This is a genomic window from Streptomyces sp. A012304, from assembly GCF_026008495.1.
Classification (GTDB): domain Bacteria; phylum Actinomycetota; class Actinomycetes; order Streptomycetales; family Streptomycetaceae; genus Streptomyces.
Genome location: NZ_BQUN01000228.1, coordinates 1 through 16,275 on the forward strand (window position 1 = coordinate 1; position 16,275 = coordinate 16,275).

The window sequence follows — 16,275 nt, forward strand, 5'->3', positions numbered from 1 at the left end:
TTCGCAACACTCCGCCCCGCTGGATGAGATCCAGCAGGGCGGAATTAACCAACAGCGTCCGGCGTGCGGTCCGGGCCCTTCGCCGCCGGGTCAGCGCCCGGCCGGCTCCAGGACCTTCGGCAGGGCCGCCACCGGCGCCGGCCGCGCCACCACCCGCGAGGTCCGGTACAGCCACAGCACGTCCCGGCCGAACGACCACAGCAGCAGCCCCAGCGCCAGCAGCGCCACACCGAAGTTGGCCGCGTACGGCAGCAGGTCCGCGCCCGCCACCAGCAGACAGATGCCCTGCATCGCCGCCACCGTCTTGCGGGCGGTGCTCGGCGGAAGCGCGCCGTTCAGCCAGGGGGCGAACCGGGCCGCCGCGACGAAGGCGTAGCGCATGGCACCGATCAGCAGCACCCACGGGCCGAGCGCCGTCGAGACGTACACGCTGAGCACCAGGATCAGGAACGCGTCGACCTCCATGTCGAACCGCGCGCCGAGCGCCGTGGAGGTGCCCGTGCGGCGGGCGACCTTGCCGTCGACGCCGTCCAGCAGCAGCGCCACCGCCGTCAGGCCCACCAGCAGGGAGACCGGCGGCGCGCTCACGAAGGAGTCCGCGACCAGCGCGGTCACCCCGCCGACCAGGGTGGCGCGGCCCAGGGTGACGCGGTTGGCGGGGCCGAACGTGCGCAGGCCGGAGCGGTGCAGCGCCCGGGAGAGCACCGCCCAGGTGGCGACGGCGAAGACGAGTCCGGTCACCCAGCCCGCCGGCCCCATGCCGATCGCCGTGCCGAGCCAGGTCAGCACCAGGATCTGCACGCCCGCTCCCACCGCGGTCTCCTGCTGGACCAGCCTCGCGTCGTAAGTGTTGTTCAGGGCCACCGCACGTCCTCCGGCCAGATGACAGAGTCGATCAACGCCGCGTACTGTGCGCGGCCTGTGCACACCTCGGTACGCACGCAAGTTCCCGATCGTTCAGGAGGACGCCGATGAAGCGCGCCGCACGTGCGTTCTGGCTCGAATCCCCGGGCCACGGCGCCGTCCGCGACGTGACCCTGCCGGACCCGGCCGACGACGAGGTCGTCGTCCGCGCGCTGTACTCCGGTGTCAGCCGCGGCACGGAGACCCTCGTCTTCCGCGGCGGAGTGCCCGCCAGCCAGCACGCGGTCATGCGGGCGCCGTTCCAGGAGGGCGACTTCCCGGCGCCGGTCAAGTACGGCTATCTCAGCGTCGGCGTGGTCGAGGAAGGACCGGCGGAGCTGCTCGGCCGGACCGTCTTCTGCCTGTACCCGCACCAGACCCGGTACGTCGTCCCCGCGAGCGCGGTGACGGTTCTCCCGTCGGCCGTGCCCGCCGAACGGGCCGTGCTCGCCGGCACCGTGGAGACCGCCGTCAACGCGCTGTGGGACGCGGCCCCCCTGGTCGGCGACCGGATCGCGGTGGTCGGCGGCGGCATGGTCGGCTGCTCGGTGGCCGCGCTGCTGGCCCGCTTCCCCGGTGTGCGCGTGCAGTTGGTCGACGCCGACCCGGCGCGCGCCGCGACGGCCGAGGCGCTCGGCGTCGGATTCGCCGCACCCGAGGAGGCCTCGGGCGGCTGTGACCTCGTCGTGCACGCCAGCGCCACCGAACAGGGCCTGACCCGCTCCCTCGAACTGCTCGCCGCCGAGGGCACCGTCCTCGAACTGAGCTGGTACGGCGACCGGAAGGTCTCCCTCCCGCTCGGCGAGGCCTTCCACTCCCGGCGCCTGGTCATCCGCAGCAGCCAGGTCGGCACCGTCTCCCCGGCCCGCGCGCACCGCACCTACGCCGACCGGCTCGCCCTCGCCCTCGAACTCCTCGCCGATCCCGCGCTCGACGCGCTCATCACGGGGGAAAGCGTGTTCGAGGAGTTGCCCACGGTGATGCCCCGGCTCACCAGCGGTGAAATTCCGGCCCTGTGCCACCGTGTCAGGTACGACAAGAGCGCCTGACCTGAGAAAAGAGTGAGACACGGCTGAACACGGGGAAGCGAGTAGCCGTACTACACGGCATCCCCGGCAGGCATCGGCCGGGGACCAGACGCGCCGCACCTGGAGGGTCGTCCGTTGTTCAGTGTCACCGTCCGCGATCACATCATGATCGCCCACAGCTTCCGCGGCGAGGTCTTCGGACCCGCGCAGCGCCTGCACGGAGCGACGTTCCTGGTGGACGCCACGTTCCGCCGGGAACAGCTGGACGACGACAACATCGTCGTCGACATCGGACTGGCCACGCAGGAACTGGGCGCCGTCGTCAGCGAGCTGAACTACAGAAACCTGGACAACGAGCCCGATTTCGCCGGGATCAACACCTCCACCGAGTTCCTCGCCAAGGTGATCGCCGACCGGCTCGCCGAGCGGATCCACAAGGGCGCGCTCGGCGAGGGCGCCAAGGGGATCGCCGGCATCTCCGTCACCCTGCACGAGTCGCACGTCGCCTGGGCGAGTTACGAGCGTGCCCTGTGACCGACGTGACCCTCGAGAAGACCGTGCGGCAGGCCCCGCTCGCGTACGTGCCCGCGCAGACGGCACCCGTGCCGGCGGCCACTGTGAAGATGGGCGGGATCATCCCCATGTCCCTGCGTTCCGTGCACTTCGTCATGCCGGGCGGCGTCGACGACCCGGCCAACCCCAGCGGCGGCAACGCCTACGACCGGCGCGTCTGCCTGGACCTGCCCGGATTCGGCTGGCAGGTCTCCAAGCACCTCGTGGCCGGTGAGTGGCCGCGCCCCGACGCGACGGCACGCGCGGAACTCGCGCGGACCCTGCGCGAGCTGCCCGACGGCACGGTCGTGCTCATGGACGGGATCGTCGCCTGCGGCGTCCCGGAGATCGTGGTGCCCGAGGCGGACCGGCTGCGGCTCGCCGTCCTCGTCCACCTCCCGCTCGGTGACGAGCGAGGACTCGCCCCCGAGGTGGCGGCCGACCTGGACGCCCGGGAACGCGCCGTGCTGCGCGCCGTCCCCGCGGTGATCGCCACCAGCGACTGGGCGGTCCGCCGCCTCGTCTCCCACCACGGCCTGGCCCCCGAGAAGGTGCACGTCGCCGCCCCCGGCGCCGACATCGCGCCCCTCGCCTCCGGCACCGACGGCGTCTCCCGCCTGCTGTGCGTGGCCGCCGTCACCCCGCGCAAGGGCCAGCACCGGCTGGTGGAGGCACTGGCCGCGGTGACCGACCTGCCGTGGAGCTGCGTGTGCGTGGGCGGCCTGGGCCAGGACCCCGAGTACGTCGCCCATCTGCGCGGCCTGATCGAGAAGTACGGCCTCCAGGACCGGCTGGAGCTGGCCGGACCCAAGGCCGGCGCCGAACTCGACGCCGCCTACGCCGCCGCCGACCTGATGGTCCTCACCTCCTACGCCGAGACCTACGGCATGGCGGTCACCGAGGCCCTCGCGCGCGGCATCCCCGTCCTCGCCACGGACGTCGGCGGTCTGCCCGAGGCGGTCGGCCGCGCCCCCGACGGCGGAGTCCCCGGCATCCTCGTCCCGCCGGAGGACCCGGCCGCCCTCGCGGCCGAACTGCGCGGCTGGTTCGGCGAGGCGGACGTGCGCCGCCGGCTGAAGGCCGCCGCCCGTGGCCGCCGGGCGGCCCTGAACGGCTGGGCCTCCACCGCCCAGCGCCTGGCCGGCGTCCTGGGCCGGCTCCCCAGCGAGCCCCGGAGGGCGGCATGAGCAAGACGACGGCGACACCGGCGGACGTGGCGCGACGCGTGGGACACATACCGGCCCAGCCGGGGCCCGACGACGCCGACTCCGTGATCGCGGGCGCCGGGCCGGTGACCCGCCCCGGCGAGCGGCCCACCGTACGGCTGCGGGACGACGCCGAGGCGGAGGAGGCGCCCCGCTACGCGCCCGAGTGGCTCCAGTTGCGTGAGCCCGCCGACGCCGACGCGCGGGCGCTGGACCTGCTGGACCCGCTGCGGATCCGGCTCGCCAACCTGCCCGGACGCGCGGGCGGCCTGGTCGTGCACGACCTCGGCTGCGGCACCGGCTCCATGGGGCGCTGGCTCGCGCCCCGCCTGGACGGCGCCCAGCACTGGATCCTGCACGACCGCGACCCCTACCTGCTGCACTTCGCGGCCGTCGCCTCCCCGCGCGCCGCCGCCGACGGCAGCCGGGTCACCGTGGAGACGCGGCGCGGCGACGTCGCCCGGCTGACCCCGGACGCCCTCGTCGGCGCCTCGCTGGTCACCGCGTCGGCGCTGCTCGACGTCCTCACCCGGGAGGAGATCGAGACCCTCGCCACGGCCTGCGCGGGCGCCGGCTGCCCGGCCCTGCTGACCCTCTCGGTCGCCGGCCGCGTCGAACTCACCCCGCACGACCCGCTGGACGAGGAGATCGCCGCCGCCTTCAACGACCACCAGCGGCGCGGCGGCCTCCTCGGCCCCGACGCGGTGACCGTCGCCTGCGAGGCCTTCGCCGACCGCGGCGCGACCGTGAAGGTGCACCCCAGCGCCTGGCGGCTCGGCCCGGAGCAGGCCGCTCTCACCGCCCAGTGGCTGCGCGGCTGGGTCGGGGCGGCCGTCGAGCAGCGCCCCGACCTCGCCGCCCGCGCCGAGACCTACCTCGCGGCCCGGCTCGCGGCCTGCGCGGCCGGCGAACTGCGGGTCACCGTCCACCACAGCGACCTGCTCGCCCTGGCCCGTCCGACGGGCGGCGCGTGATGAGCGCGGAGACGGCGGCACCGCTGACGTGGGTCGAGGAGACCACGGCGGCGGTACGACGCCGGCGGCGGACGGCGGCACAGGTGCGCGGCGGAACGGCCCCAGGGGCCGGCGTGCCCCGGACGCACTCCGCGGGCACGAGCACGGGCGCCGGCCGGCCCGCCGCGACCGCCGAGCGGCCCGCCGGCCCCGTGTTCCCCGCCGCTGACGGTCCGTCCGCCGACGCGGGTGTCGACCAGGGCGCCGCGTCCTCGGCCGCGCGTCCCGCCGACGGGCACGCCGTCTCCGCTGCCGTGCCCCCGGCCGCCGCCGCGTCCTCGGCCGCCGACACGGACCCGGTCACGGCTTGCGGCCCGGGCCCCCGGGTCCGGCTTCCGCGTCCCCGTCGGGCGGCCGCGCCCGCCGGGCCCTCCGTAGCCCCCGCCTCCGCCCGCTCCGGTCCCGCCGTCGCGCAGGACCGGATCGGGGTGGTCGTCGCCGCGTCACGGACGGCTCCGTCGCCCGGCCGCCGCGCGCTGGGCGTGCTGCGCCGGCACTTCGGCACGCTCGCCGGAGTCGCCATCCTCGGCGTGCTGCTGTGGCGCACGGGCACCGGCGTCATGCTGGACGGACTGCGGCGGATCGACGTGCCCGCACTGGTCGTGGCGCTCGGGATCGGCGCGCTCACCACGGTGTTCAGCGCCTGGCGCTGGGCGCTGGTGGCCCGGGGTCTGCGCATCCGGCTGCCGCTCGGACCGGCCGTCGCCGACTACTACCGCTCGCTGTTCCTCAACGCCGCGCTGCCCGGCGGCATCCTCGGCGATGTGCACCGGGCGGTGCGGCACGGACAGAGCGCCGGTGACGTCGGACGCGGCGTGCGGGCCGTCGTCCTGGAGCGCACGGCGGGTCAGCTGGCGCTGGCCGTGGCCGGAGCGGCGGTCCTGCTGACCCTGCCGTCCCCGGTCATGGCGGACGTACGGCACTTCGCGCCGCTGGTCGCCCTGGGGGCGGTCGGCGCGCTCGCCGTGGTCGTCGCCGTGCGGATGAACTCCTCGGCGGGACGCCGCGGCGGGCGGGTGCGGGCGGCGCTGGCCGAGGCGCGCGAGGGGCTGCTGTCCCGGCGCAACGGGCCCGGCGTCGCCCTGTCGTCCGTGGTCGTCCTGGCCGGACACCTCGCGATGTTCGTGGTGGCGGCCCGGGTCGCCGGTTCCGGCGCCTCCGTCCGCACGCTGCTGCCGCTCGGGGTGCTCGCGCTGCTCGCCATGGGCCTGCCGCTGAACGTCGGCGGCTGGGGGCCCCGCGAGGGCGTCACCGCCTGGGCGTTCGGCGCGGCCGGGCTCGGCGCGGGCACCGGCCTCGCGGTGGCCGTGGTGTACGGGGTGCTCTGCTTCGTGGCCGCCCTGCCCGGCGCCGTCGTCCTGGTCGTCCGCTGGTACCAGGGCCTGCGGGCCCGGAGGACGGCCGCGGCCGACTACCCCCGCTCGCCGGAATCGCCGGAATCGCCGGCCACGGCGTCCGACGTGAGCAATGAGAAATACGCACCGAAGGAATCCGCCAGGCTCGCCAGGAGTTCCTTGCCCTTTTCCGCGGACCCCAGGGAAGGACGGCCGATGACGCCCGAATCGGTATAGGCGGACATTCCCAGAGTGAGCAGATGGCGACGGTCGTCCGCGACGAAATCGGCGGACTCGTGACCGGGCCGGACCAGTTCGGGACGGGTGTGCAGCAGGATCGAGGTCTCGATTTCCCCGGCGTGCATGTCGGTGAGCAGTGAGGTCACCACCCCGGACCGCTCCCGCGCCGTCTCCCAGTCCTCCGGGGCCGGGAAGAGCGCCATCCGCTCACCGCGGGCGGAGGACTCCTGGACCACGTTGCCCAGGACGTAGTTCCCGCCGTGTCCGTTGACCAGTACCAGGGCCTCGACGCCCGAGCGGCGCAGCGAGGCCGCGATGTCCCGTACCACCGCGTGAAGGGTCACGGAGGAGATGCTGACGGTTCCCGGCCAGGCCGCGTGCTCGTGCGAGCATGCGATGGTCACCGGAGGGAGGAGGTGCACCGGATACCGTGCGGCGATCTCTCCCGCTATGGCGCACGCGACGAGCGTGTCGGTGGCCAACGGCAGGTACGGGCCGTGCTGTTCGAAACTACCGACGGGAAGGACCGCCACCTGTGCCCGGACGCCCGCGCCGCGCGCGCGGACGTCTTCCGTGGTGTCCGTCGGCAACAGTCCGTACGCGGCCGCCGACCGTATTCCCGAATCACTCATCTTTTCCCGGCCTTTCGTCTCTGCTTAGGAAACAGATCATGACAGAAAAAATTGGCGTGCTCGGCAAGAAGTCCCCGCAGCGCACCGGTGTGGAACGCGTGGTGAATGCGCCCCTGCCCACCGTGTACGGTCAATTCCAGGCGGTCGGCTACCTCGACCACGACCGCGGTGACGAGCAAGTGGCCCTCGTCTACGGCGAGATCGGCACCGAGGACGTGCTGACCCGGCTGCACTCCGAGTGCCTGACCGGCGACGCGTTCGGCTCCCAGCACTGCGAGTGCGGCGACCAACTGGCCTCCGCGCTGCGGGCCGTCGTCGCCGAGGGCCGCGGCATAGTCGTCTATCTGCGCGGACACGAGGGCCGGGGCATCGGGCTGCTCGCCAAGCTGCGGGCGATGGCCCTCCAGGCGGAGGGCCTGGACACCGTCGAGGCGAACCTCGCGCTCGGCCTGCCGGTGGACGCCCGCGACTACGGCGTGGCCGCCGAGATCCTCAAGGACCTGGGCGTGCGCTCGGTCCGGCTGATGTCGAACAACCCGCGCAAGCGCGAGGCGCTGGTCGACAACGGCGTGCAGGTCGCCGAGCAGGTGCCGCTGCTCATCCCGCCGTGCGAGAACAACATCACCTACCTGCGCACCAAGCGGGAGCGCCTGGACCACCACCTGCCCCACCTGGACGCGGTGGCGCACTGGTCCTGACCCCGCTCCCGGCTGTCTCATGGTGTCCGATGAGCACAGCCACGGCGCGCGACAGCCTCGGCCTCCGCGTCCGGGCCGGGGCCGCCCGCCGAAAGGAGCCGTCCGGGGGAGTACGGGCCCGGTTCTCGACGAACTGAACCTCCTGCCCGGGGCGCGCAGCCTGGAGGCAGGGGCCGGCCGTCGGTGAGGTCGTGCGCGACCTGTACCTCGGACGCGTACCCTTCGTGGACGTCACCCCCCCTCGGCGCCGGCCGGTTCGCGGCCGACGCCCCGCGTCCGGAGGTCAACCGCGTATGACCGAACTCCACCTGTGGCTGCGCCACGAGGACCGCTCCACCGAACGGCGCACCCCGGTCGTGCCCGACGACGCCCGGCGGCTCGTGGAGAGCGGGGTGGAGCTGACCGTCGAGGAGTCGCCGCAACGGATCTTCCCGGCCGAGGAGTACGAGGCGGCCGGCGCCCGGATCGTGCCCGCGGGCTCCTGGCCGACGGCGCCGCGCGACACCGTCGTCCTCGGTCTGAAGGAACTGCCCGACGCGCCCGCCGAACTGGTCCACCGTCATGTCTTCTTCGGACACGCCTACAAGCGGCAGCCCGGCGCGGCGGACCTGCTGCGCCGGTTCGCCGCCGGCGGGGGAGCGCTCCTGGACCTGGAGTACCTGGTCGACGACCACGGCCGCCGGCTCGCCGCCTTCGGCTTCTGGGCGGGCTACCTGGGCGCCGCCCTGGCCGTGCTCCAGCACCGGGGCCGGCTGACCGCCCCCCTGCGCCCCACCGACAAGGACACCCTGGACGAGACCCTGCGCCGCGCCCGGGGCGACGAGGACTTCACCGCCCTGGTGGTCGGCGCCCTCGGCCGCAGCGGGCGCGGCGCGCGGGTCGCGTTCGCCACCGCCGGCGCCGAACCGACCTGCTGGGACCTGGCGGAGACCCGCGACCTGGACCGGCGCGCCCTGCTGGACCACGACGTGATGGTCAACTGCGTCCTCGCCACCACTCCCGTCCCGCCGTTCGTCCGGGAAGAGGACCTCGACGACCCCACCCGCCGGCTGCGCACCCTCTCCGACGTCACCTGCGACGTCGGCTCACCCCTGAACGTGCTGCCCGTCTACGACCGCACCACCGAGTGGACGGACCCGGTGCGGCGGCTGCGCAAGGAGCCCCCGCTCGACCTGATCGCCATCGACAACCTGCCGTCGCTGCTGCCGCGCGAGTCCAGCGACGACTTCTCGGCGGCGCTGCTGCCGCAGCTGCTGGACTTCGGCGTGGGCGGCCCGTGGGGCCGCTGCCTGGACCGGTTCCAGCAGGCCTGCCGTGAACTCGGCGTCACCGCAGGGGGGTCGGACCGTGGCTGAGCGGGTTCCGGCGAGCGGCACCGTCCACTGGGTCGGCGCCGGGCTGTCCACCGGCAGCGGCCTGGCCGCCGTGTGCGCGCACGCCGACCGGGTACGGCTGTGGCACCGCACCGAGGAGCGCGCCGCCGAGGCCCTCGACCGGCTGGGGCTGACCGGACGCGCCGAGCCGCGCGCCCACACCCTCGACGCGCTCACGGCCGAACTGGCGCCCGGGGACGTGGTGGTGTCGATGCTGCCCGCGCCCGAGCACGCGCCCCTGCTGGCGGCGTGCGTGGAGCGGCGGGCCCACTTTGCCTGCTCCAGCTATGTCTCGGACGCGGTGCTCCGGCAGGCGCCGGCCGCCGAAGACGCCGGGCTGGTCGTGCTGACCGAGGCCGGCCTGGACCCCGGCATCGACCATCTCTTCGCGCACGACCTGGTCGGACGCGCCCGGGAGGCGATCGGCGCCGGCGCGGCCGCCTCGTACCGCTTCACCTCGTACTGCGGCGGCCTGCCCGCCGTCCCCAACGACTTCCGCTACCGCTTCAGCTGGGCCCCCCTCGGCGTCCTCAACGCCCTGCGCTCGCCCGCCCGTTACGTCGAGGGCGGCACCGAGACCACTGCCGAGCGGCCGTGGGAGGCCACCCGCGCGCACGTCGTCGACGGCGAGCTCTTCGAGGTCTACCCCAACCGCGACAGCGTCCCCTTCGTCGAGCAGTACGGGCTGCCCGCGGCCTGGCGGGCGCAGACCTTCGTACGCGGCACACTGCGCCTGGGCGGCTGGCGGCGGGCCTGGGAGCCGGTGTTCGAGGAGCTGAGGACCGGCGACGACACCCGGATCGCCGACCTGGCACGGGAGTTGGCGGCGGCGCACCCCACCACGGACGCCGACCGCGACCGGGTCGTGCTCGCCGTGTCGCTGGCGGTGACCGCCCGCAACGGGACGTCCTGGTCGGGGGCCTACCTGCTGGACCTGGTCGGCGACGAGCAGGAGAGCGCGATGGCCCGCTGTGTCTCCCGGCCCCTCGCCCTCGGTGTGCGGCACGTCCTCGACGGCTCCCTGCCGGCGGGGCTGACCAGGGCCGCCGAGACGCGGGAGCGGTCACGGCAGTGGCTGGACGAACTCGCCCGTGACGGCGTGCCGTTCACCCTGCGTGCCGAGGGCGGGCCGGTCAGTTCCTGACCGCCTCGTGCACCAGGCGCTTGAGGTCGGGGTAGAGCTTCAGCGACTTCCTCGGCCTCAGCTGCGTCAGGAACTGCACGGTCAGATCGCGGCCCGGGTCGACCCAGAACGTCGTCGTGGCCACCCCGCTCCAGCCGTAGGCGCCGAGCCCGGAGGGCGCCTGGGTGCGCTGCGGGTCGATCACCACGGAGACGCCGAGCCCGAAGCCGACGCCGTCGTTGCCGGGCTCGTCGTGGGCGGGGCGGCTGCCGAAGGCGCGCAGGTCGGCGCCGCCGGGGAGGTGGTTGCGGGTCATCAGGTCCACCGTCCCGGGCGCCAGCAGCCGGGTGCCGTCGAGCTCGCCGCGGCGGCGCAGCATCTCCATGAACCGGTGGATGTCGTACGCGGTGGCCACCATGCCGCCGCTGCCGGACAGGAACCGGGGCCGCCCGGACAGCGGCAGACCGGGGATCGGCTCGATACGGCCGTCGTCGGTGTCGCCGTACAGCTCGGCCAGCCGGCCGGCCTGCTCGTCGCTCACCTGGAAGCCGGCGTCCGGCATGCCGAGCGGGCGGAAGATCCGCTCGGCGAGGAACACGTCCAGGGGCTGTCCCGAGACGACCTCGATGAGCCGCCCCAGGACGTTGGTGGCCACCGAGTAGTTCCACTGGGTGCCCGGCTCGTACTGCAAGGGCAGCCGGGCGTACGCCTCGACCGTGCGGGCCAGGTCCGAACCCGGCAGCACCGCGGACTCCAGGCCCGCCTCGCGGTAGAGGGCGTCCACGGGGTGACAGTGGTAGAAGGCGAAGGTCAGGCCCGCGGTGTGGGTCATCAGGTGCCGCACCAGGATCGGCTGCTCGACCGGGCGGGTGACCATGTCGGCCCCGGAGCCGCTGACGTACACCCGCTGGTCGGCGAAGGCCGGCAGATGGTCCGCGATCGGGTCGTCGAGGGAGAGCCGGCCCTCCTCCACCAGCATCAGCGCGGCGACCGAGGTGACCGGCTTGGTCATCGAGTAGATCCGGTACAGCGTGTCGGACGTGACGGGCCGCCCGGCGGCGATGTCGCGCCGGCCGTGCGTGGTGAGGTGCGCGACCCGGCCGCCGCGGGCGACGGCCAGGAGGAAACCGGGCAGGCGGCCGTCGTCGACGTGGCGGGCGAGGTGCTGGTCGAGGCGGTCCAGCGCCTTCGCGTCCAGCCCGACCTCGCTCGGGTCGGCCTCTTGTCGCAGCAGTGCCATCGCTCTCCTCCGATGCGCTCGTACGAGGTGCGGTCCCGCTGCACCCGGGCCGACCTCAGCTTTCATGGTCGCGCAGGGACGGCGGGAAAGAGATCCTTTCCACGGCGCGCCCGGTGTGCCGTACGTCGCTTCGACCGGCGGGAACGTCGCTGGGCGGACCCGCGGGAGCCGGGCGCGGACGGTCCGGCAGCGCCCGGCACACCGGGAGCGCCGCCAGGGTCAGCAGGGCCAGGGCGACGAGCGGCGAGCGCGGGCCGTCGAGCCCCATGAGCACGGTCGCCGCCGCCACCCCCACCACCGGCCCCACGTTCATCGCCGTCTGCTGCGCCCCGCCCGCCACGCCGGCCGACGCCGCGGGAGCCTGCCGTACGACGACATGGGTCGCCGCGACCATCACCGTGCCGAACCCGGCGCCCAGCAGGGCGAACCCGGCGCAGAACGCGGCGGCGTGAGAGGCCTGGGCGAGCACCAGGAGGCCGGCGGAGAGGACGGCCGTCGCGGCGGCGAGCGTGCGGCGGGCGCCGGCCCGGCGCAGCGCGACGGCGGACGCGGGCGCGGCGGCCACCAGCAGCACGGCCAGCGGCAGGCTGAGCAGCGCGGTGCGCAACGGGGTGAGCCCCAGGTCGCCCTGGAGGAGGTGCACGCAGGCGAACAGGGCGCCGTTGAGGGCCGCCGCCGCGACGACCAGCAGGCCCAGCGCCGCGCTCACCGCCGGGGAACCGATCACCTCCGGCGGCAGCAGCGGGTCGGGGGCGCGGCGCTCGCGGCGGACGAAGGCGGCAGCGGCGGCGACCGCCACCACGGCCCCGACCGCACCGGCCGTGCCGACGGGGGAGACGAGGGTGTGCACCAGGAACGCCAGCGCCGTCCCGAGCAGCACCGCACCGGGCAGGTCCAGTCCCCCGCAGGACCGCTCCCGCCCGTGGTCCCGATCCCCGGTCAGGGCGAGCGCGCCCAGCGCCAGCGCCGGGACGACGGTGAGCAGGAACACCGCCCGCCAACCGAAGCCGGTCGTCAGCGCCCCGCCCACCACCGGTCCCACGGCCGCGGCCACCCCGATCGCCGCCGTCCGTACGGCGATCGGCCGGCGCAGCCGCTCCGGCGGGTAGGCGGCCCGCAGCATGCCGAGCGTCGCGGGCTGCGCCAGCGCCCCGAACACGCCCTGCACGACCCGCAGTCCGATCACCCAGCCCACGTCCGGCGCCAGTGCGATGCCCGCCGAGACCACGCCGAAGCCCAGCATGCCGATGCCGAAGAGGCGCCGGTGGCCGTACCGGTCGCCGAGGCGTCCGGCGAACACCAGCAGAGCGGCGACGGCGACGAGATACCCGGTGGTCGTCCACTGGACCTGGACGAGGGAGGCGCGCAGATCGTGGCGCAGGTCCGGCTGGGCGACGGTGAGGACGGTGCCGTCCAGGGCGACGATCACCGCGCCGGCCACACTGCTCGTCAAGGTCAGTGATCGGTTCACCGGCCGTCCTCCGGCCCCAGGTGCGCCTCCAGCGAGGCCCGCAGCAGCGGTTCGAAGTCGTCGGCGCCGGTGGCGAGTCGGAGACTGCCCCAGCGCCACAGCTGGGCGATGCCGTGCAGGTTCGCCCAGAGCGCCCCGGAGACCGCGCGGGCGTCGGCGTCCGGACGGGCCCGTCCGACCAGCTCCACCAGCAGGCCGAACAACGGAAGACTGGTGTCCCGCAGCCGCAGGTGACCGCTCTCCAGCAGGTCGTGACGGAACATCAGCTCGTACATGCCGGGGTTGTCGAGGGCGAACTCCAGGTAGGTGCGGCCCAGTTCGGTCAGCTGGGCGCGTGGAGGCGCGGTGCCGTCGGCGAGGGTCGTGGTCACCCGTGCGGCCAGCTCGGTGAAGCCCCGGCGGGCGATGGCCGACAGCAGTTCCAGGTGGGTGGGGAAGTAGCGGCGCGGCGCCCCGTGCGAGACGCCCGCGCGGCGGGCGATCTCCCGCAGCGTCAACGACCCGAGGCCCTCCTGGGCCAGCAGCTGCGCACCGACGTCGACCAGCCGGACCCGCAGGTCCGGCTCCGCCTTCTCCACCTCGTCCATAGACACTGTCTACCATGTCGAGTAGACAGTGTCTACGCGGGTGCCGGCGAGATCCGCGACGGGAATTCGGGCACCCGGATCACCGGTTGTGCCGTGCATGACTCACGACACGACACAGCACGCACTGCTCGCGCTGCTCTCCGAGGGACGCGGCGGGGTACTGGTCACCCTCAAGCGGGACGGCCGCCCCCAGCTGTCGAACGTCAGCCACCACTACTACCCGGAGGAGAGGACCGTCCGGATCTCCGTCACGGACGACCGCGCCAAGACCCGCAACCTGCGCCGTGACCCGCGCGCCTCCTACCACGTCTCCAGCCCGGACCGCGGTGCCTACACGGTCGTGGAGGCCACCGCCGAGCTGACGCCCGTCGCCGAGCACCCCTACGACGAGACGGTCGAGGAGCTCGTCCGCCTCTACCGCGACGTCGTGGGGGAGCACCCCGACTGGGAGGACTTCCGCGCCGCCATGGTCCGCGACCGCCGCCTGGTGGCCCGCCTTCGGGTGGACCGGGCGTACGGCATCCCGAAGCGGACCGAGGACGCCTAGGCAAGGGACCTACGGCCGACGGCCCAGGTCGCACGACCGATGTCCGGGAGACACCGGCGGCCTAGGCTGCGCCACAGGTCACCACCCGTGAGGAGAGTCCGGATGCCCGTCGACGGCCGCAGTCACATCCGCATCGCCCGCCCGTCCCGCGACCTCGGGGCGGCCGAGCGCTTCTGGCGGGACGGGCTGGGGCTGGGCGTCGTGTGGCGGACCGAGGGCGCGACGGAACCCGGTGAGCACGAGCTGCTGATGCTCGGCTGGCCGGACGCCGGCTGGCACCTGGAGCTGGTGCACGAGCCGGCCGGCCCCGTCGAACCCCGCCCCACCGAGGAGGACCTGCTCGTCGTCTACGTCGACGGACCCGTGCCGGACGACCTGGTCGCCCGGCTGGAGGCGCACGGCGGCAAGCGCGTGACCTCCCCGAACCCGTACTGGAACGAGTGGGGCGTGACGGTCGAGGACCCCGACGGGTACCGGCTGGTGCTGTGCCGGCGGGCCTGGTCCAACCGGTGACGGCCGTGACGTCCGTGTTCGGGGACCCGCACGGCGTCCTGCCCCGCGCGCACGCCCCGCTCACCGCCTCGCGAGACCTGGTCGCCGAGGTGGAGGAGGCATACGGCTGGTGCGCCCCGGAACTCCTGCCCGACCTCGCCGGCCGTTCCTAACTCGCCGCGGTGTGGCGGCGGTTGCCCGAGGAGGTGCGGGCGGCCCGGCGGCCCGGACCCGACGCGCTCGACGAGCGGTTCCGGGCCGCCGCGATCCCCCACCCCGGGCCGGGAGGAAGACACCGGCCGCCGGTGGACGCGGCGCGCGCCCCGGATCCTGCGCGCCGAGCCCCCGGCGCCGTGACGGCCGCCAGGGGCTGGGAAGTGCGGTCGGCCGCTCAGGCCGTCACCGTCTCCGGCCGGGCCGCCTCCGCGTGGGTCCGGGAGCCCAGCTCCTGCGTCGGCACCTTCGCCGTCTCCCGGGCGGACAGCGCGGCGATCACCGGCGGGACGCACAGCGCCGCCGTGAACAGCGCCACCGACGACCAGTCGTCGCCGTCCGGGCCGGCGATCCGCGCCGCGAAGGTGACCGCGAAGCCGGCCACGGCGAAGCCGATCTGGGTGCCGATCGCCATGCCGGAGAGGCGGACGCGGGTGGAGAACATCTCGCCGTAGAAGGAGGGCCACACGCCGTTCGCGGCGCTGTAGACGACACCGAAGGCGACGACGCCGAGGATCAGGGTCAGCGCGTAGGAGCCGGTGGAGATCGCCCACAGGTAGAGGAACATCGCCGCCGCGCTGCCGGCCGCGCCGATCAGGAACACCGGACGGCGGCCGACGCGGTCGGAGAGGGACGCCCACAGCGGGATCGCGGCGAGCGCGACCAGGTTGGCCAGCGCACCCACCCACAGCATCGAGGAGCGGCTCATCCCGACCGAGTCGCTGGTGGCGTACGCCAGCGCCCACACCGTGAAGATGGTGGAGACCGAGGCGACGAGCGCACCCCCGATCACCCGCAGCACGTCCGCCCAGTGCTCGCGCAGCAGCACCGCCAGCGGCAGCTTGACGACGCCCTCGCCGGTGGCCTGCTGGGCGAAGGCCGGCGTCTCGTCGAGCTTGCGGCGGATGACGTAGCCGACGACGGCGACCGCGATGCTCAGCCAGAACGGCACCCGCCAGCCCCACGCCAGCAGGTGCTCCTCGGGCAGCGCGGCCACGGGGATGAAGACCAGGGTGGCCAGCAACTGGCCGCCCTGCGTGCCGCTGAGCGTGAAGCTGGTGAAGAAGCCGCGCCGGTGCGGCGGGGCGTGCTCCAGCGTCATGGAGTTGGCGCTGGCCTGCTCGCCGGCCGCGGAGATCCCCTGGAGCACCCGGCACAGCACCAGCAGGACCGGGGCGAGCGTGCCGACCTGGGCGCGGGTGGGCAGACAGCCGATGAGGAACGTCGACACGCCCATGAGGATCAGCGTGAAGACCATGATCTTCTTGCGGCCGACGCGGTCGCCGTAGTGCCCGAGGAAGAGCGCGCCGATGGGGCGGGCCGCGTAGGCGACGCCGAAGGTGGCCAGTGACAGCAGGGTGGCGGTGGCCGGGTCGGACTCGTCGAAGAAGACCTTCGGGAAGATCAGCGCCGCGGCGCTGCCGTAGATGAAGAAGTCGTAGTACTCCAGGGCGCTGCCGATCCAGGCGGCGGTCGCGGCCTTCTTCGGCTGGCCGGGCGGTGCGGCGTCGTGGGGCGCTGCGGGGACGGACACGGCGTGCTCCTTCGAGGGGACTCCGGCGGGAGCGGAGTGCGGGAGGGCAAGAAGGGGGGAAGGGGCCGGATCCCTGGGGTGGCGGGGCGG

The 16,275-nt window shown here is 74.4% G+C and carries 16 protein-coding genes and 2 pseudogenes; 12 read left to right on the plus strand and 6 right to left on the minus strand.

Annotated elements, in window-relative coordinates; all coding sequences use genetic code 11:
* Positions 1 to 90: 90 nt before the first annotated feature.
* Positions 91 to 864: a CDP-alcohol phosphatidyltransferase family protein gene (locus ALMP_RS42915; protein ID WP_264937487.1), complete on the minus strand. Its 774-nt coding sequence runs from the start codon at positions 862 to 864 to the stop codon at positions 91 to 93.
* Between the two features lie 107 nt (positions 865 to 971).
* Here ALMP_RS42915 and ALMP_RS42920 point away from each other — a divergent pair, with 107 nt between their 5' ends.
* The 5 genes and pseudogenes from ALMP_RS42920 to ALMP_RS44265 form a co-directional block, all read left to right on the plus strand.
* Positions 972 to 1,952 (plus strand): zinc-binding alcohol dehydrogenase, encoded by a 981-nt coding sequence (locus ALMP_RS42920; RefSeq protein ID WP_264937488.1) that lies wholly within the window; start codon positions 972 to 974, stop codon positions 1,950 to 1,952.
* A 114-nt stretch (positions 1,953 to 2,066) separates the two neighbouring features.
* Positions 2,067 to 2,465 (plus strand): 6-carboxytetrahydropterin synthase, encoded by a 399-nt coding sequence (locus ALMP_RS42925; protein ID WP_264937489.1) that lies wholly within the window; start codon positions 2,067 to 2,069, stop codon positions 2,463 to 2,465.
* Entirely contained in the window at positions 2,462 to 3,670 is a 1,209-nt protein-coding gene (locus ALMP_RS42930; RefSeq protein WP_264937490.1) for a glycosyltransferase family 4 protein, read from the plus strand. The genes ALMP_RS42925 and ALMP_RS42930 overlap by 4 nt, the downstream gene beginning before the upstream one ends.
* Positions 3,667 to 4,662, plus strand: coding sequence for an SAM-dependent methyltransferase (locus tag ALMP_RS42935; RefSeq protein WP_264937491.1), 996 nt, complete (start codon positions 3,667 to 3,669; stop codon positions 4,660 to 4,662). The genes ALMP_RS42930 and ALMP_RS42935 overlap by 4 nt, the downstream gene beginning before the upstream one ends.
* A 599-nt stretch (positions 4,663 to 5,261) precedes the next feature.
* A pseudogene (locus ALMP_RS44265) lies at positions 5,262 to 5,987 on the plus strand (lysylphosphatidylglycerol synthase domain-containing protein); the annotation flags it as partial.
* Between the two features lie 125 nt (positions 5,988 to 6,112).
* Here the strand turns inward: ALMP_RS44265 and ALMP_RS42945 are convergent.
* Entirely contained in the window at positions 6,113 to 6,907 is a 795-nt protein-coding gene (locus ALMP_RS42945; RefSeq protein WP_309299624.1) for a creatininase family protein, read from the minus strand.
* Positions 6,908 to 6,945: 38 nt separating this feature from the next.
* Between ALMP_RS42945 and ribA the strand changes: the two genes are divergently transcribed.
* The 4 genes and pseudogenes from ribA to ALMP_RS42965 all read left to right on the plus strand — a co-directional run bounded on the left by ribA (position 6,946) and on the right by ALMP_RS42965 (position 10,122).
* Complete coding sequence (gene ribA, locus ALMP_RS42950) at positions 6,946 to 7,605, plus strand: GTP cyclohydrolase II (RefSeq protein WP_264937492.1); 660 nt, start codon at positions 6,946 to 6,948, stop codon at positions 7,603 to 7,605.
* Between the two features lie 167 nt (positions 7,606 to 7,772).
* Positions 7,773 to 7,902 (plus strand): annotated as a pseudogene (locus ALMP_RS42955) (sarcosine oxidase subunit beta); the annotation flags it as partial.
* Positions 7,899 to 8,960 carry a saccharopine dehydrogenase gene (locus ALMP_RS42960; RefSeq protein ID WP_264937493.1) on the plus strand — a complete coding sequence of 354 codons (1,062 nt, stop codon included), beginning with the start codon at positions 7,899 to 7,901 and terminating at the stop codon, positions 8,958 to 8,960. The pseudogene ALMP_RS42955 and the gene ALMP_RS42960, both read left to right, overlap by 4 nt.
* Positions 8,953 to 10,122, plus strand: a complete 1,170-nt coding sequence (locus ALMP_RS42965) for a saccharopine dehydrogenase family protein (RefSeq protein ID WP_264937494.1) — start codon at positions 8,953 to 8,955, stop codon at positions 10,120 to 10,122. Before ALMP_RS42960 ends, ALMP_RS42965 begins: the two co-directional genes overlap by 8 nt.
* Here the strand turns inward: ALMP_RS42965 and ALMP_RS42970 are convergent.
* From ALMP_RS42970 to ALMP_RS42980, 3 genes are read right to left on the minus strand one after another with little or no spacing between them, the layout of a single operon-like run.
* Positions 10,112 to 11,341: a serine hydrolase gene (locus ALMP_RS42970; RefSeq protein ID WP_264937495.1), complete on the minus strand. Its 1,230-nt coding sequence runs from the start codon at positions 11,339 to 11,341 to the stop codon at positions 10,112 to 10,114. The genes ALMP_RS42965 and ALMP_RS42970 overlap by 11 nt on opposite strands.
* A gap of 55 nt (positions 11,342 to 11,396) precedes the next feature.
* Positions 11,397 to 12,812 (minus strand): MFS transporter, encoded by a 1,416-nt coding sequence (locus tag ALMP_RS42975; RefSeq protein ID WP_264937496.1) that lies wholly within the window; start codon positions 12,810 to 12,812, stop codon positions 11,397 to 11,399.
* A complete protein-coding gene (locus ALMP_RS42980) occupies positions 12,809 to 13,399 on the minus strand; it encodes a TetR/AcrR family transcriptional regulator (RefSeq protein WP_264937497.1) in 591 nt (196 codons plus the stop codon). Before ALMP_RS42980 ends, ALMP_RS42975 begins: the two co-directional genes overlap by 4 nt.
* 97 nt (positions 13,400 to 13,496) lie before the next feature.
* Here ALMP_RS42980 and ALMP_RS42985 point away from each other — a divergent pair, with 97 nt between their 5' ends.
* From ALMP_RS42985 to ALMP_RS42995, 3 genes are all read left to right on the plus strand, one after another.
* The gene (locus ALMP_RS42985; protein WP_264937499.1) at positions 13,497 to 13,946 is read left to right on the plus strand and encodes a PPOX class F420-dependent oxidoreductase; all 450 of its coding nucleotides are present in this window, start codon (positions 13,497 to 13,499) and stop codon (positions 13,944 to 13,946) included.
* Positions 13,947 to 14,048: 102 nt separating this feature from the next.
* Positions 14,049 to 14,459, plus strand: a complete 411-nt coding sequence (locus ALMP_RS42990) for a VOC family protein (protein ID WP_264937500.1) — start codon at positions 14,049 to 14,051, stop codon at positions 14,457 to 14,459.
* Positions 14,460 to 14,464: 5 nt separating this feature from the next.
* Positions 14,465 to 14,611 carry a hypothetical protein gene (locus ALMP_RS42995; protein WP_264937501.1) on the plus strand — a complete coding sequence of 49 codons (147 nt, stop codon included), beginning with the start codon at positions 14,465 to 14,467 and terminating at the stop codon, positions 14,609 to 14,611.
* 218 nt (positions 14,612 to 14,829) lie between these two features.
* Here ALMP_RS42995 and ALMP_RS43000 read toward each other — a convergent pair whose 3' ends face one another.
* Positions 14,830 to 16,185, minus strand: coding sequence for an MFS transporter (locus ALMP_RS43000; RefSeq protein ID WP_264937502.1), 1,356 nt, complete (start codon positions 16,183 to 16,185; stop codon positions 14,830 to 14,832).
* Between the last annotated feature and the right edge of the window lie 90 nt (positions 16,186 to 16,275).

Coding starts and splice junctions, on each gene's coding strand:
- ALMP_RS42980 (WP_264937497.1), bottom strand. CDS start 13,399: ATGGACGAGGTGGAGAAGGCGGAGCCGGACCTGCGGGTCCGGCTGGTC.
- ALMP_RS42960 (WP_264937493.1), top strand. CDS start 7,899: ATGACCGAACTCCACCTGTGGCTGCGCCACGAGGACCGCTCCACCGAA.
- ALMP_RS42920 (WP_264937488.1), top strand. CDS start 972: ATGAAGCGCGCCGCACGTGCGTTCTGGCTCGAATCCCCGGGCCACGGC.
- ALMP_RS42945 (WP_309299624.1), bottom strand. CDS start 6,907: ATGAGTGATTCGGGAATACGGTCGGCGGCCGCGTACGGACTGTTGCCG.
- ALMP_RS42985 (WP_264937499.1), top strand. CDS start 13,497: ATGACTCACGACACGACACAGCACGCACTGCTCGCGCTGCTCTCCGAG.
- ALMP_RS42935 (WP_264937491.1), top strand. CDS start 3,667: ATGAGCAAGACGACGGCGACACCGGCGGACGTGGCGCGACGCGTGGGA.
- ALMP_RS42990 (WP_264937500.1), top strand. CDS start 14,049: ATGCCCGTCGACGGCCGCAGTCACATCCGCATCGCCCGCCCGTCCCGC.
- ribA (WP_264937492.1), top strand. CDS start 6,946: ATGACAGAAAAAATTGGCGTGCTCGGCAAGAAGTCCCCGCAGCGCACC.
- ALMP_RS42970 (WP_264937495.1), bottom strand. CDS start 11,341: ATGGCACTGCTGCGACAAGAGGCCGACCCGAGCGAGGTCGGGCTGGAC.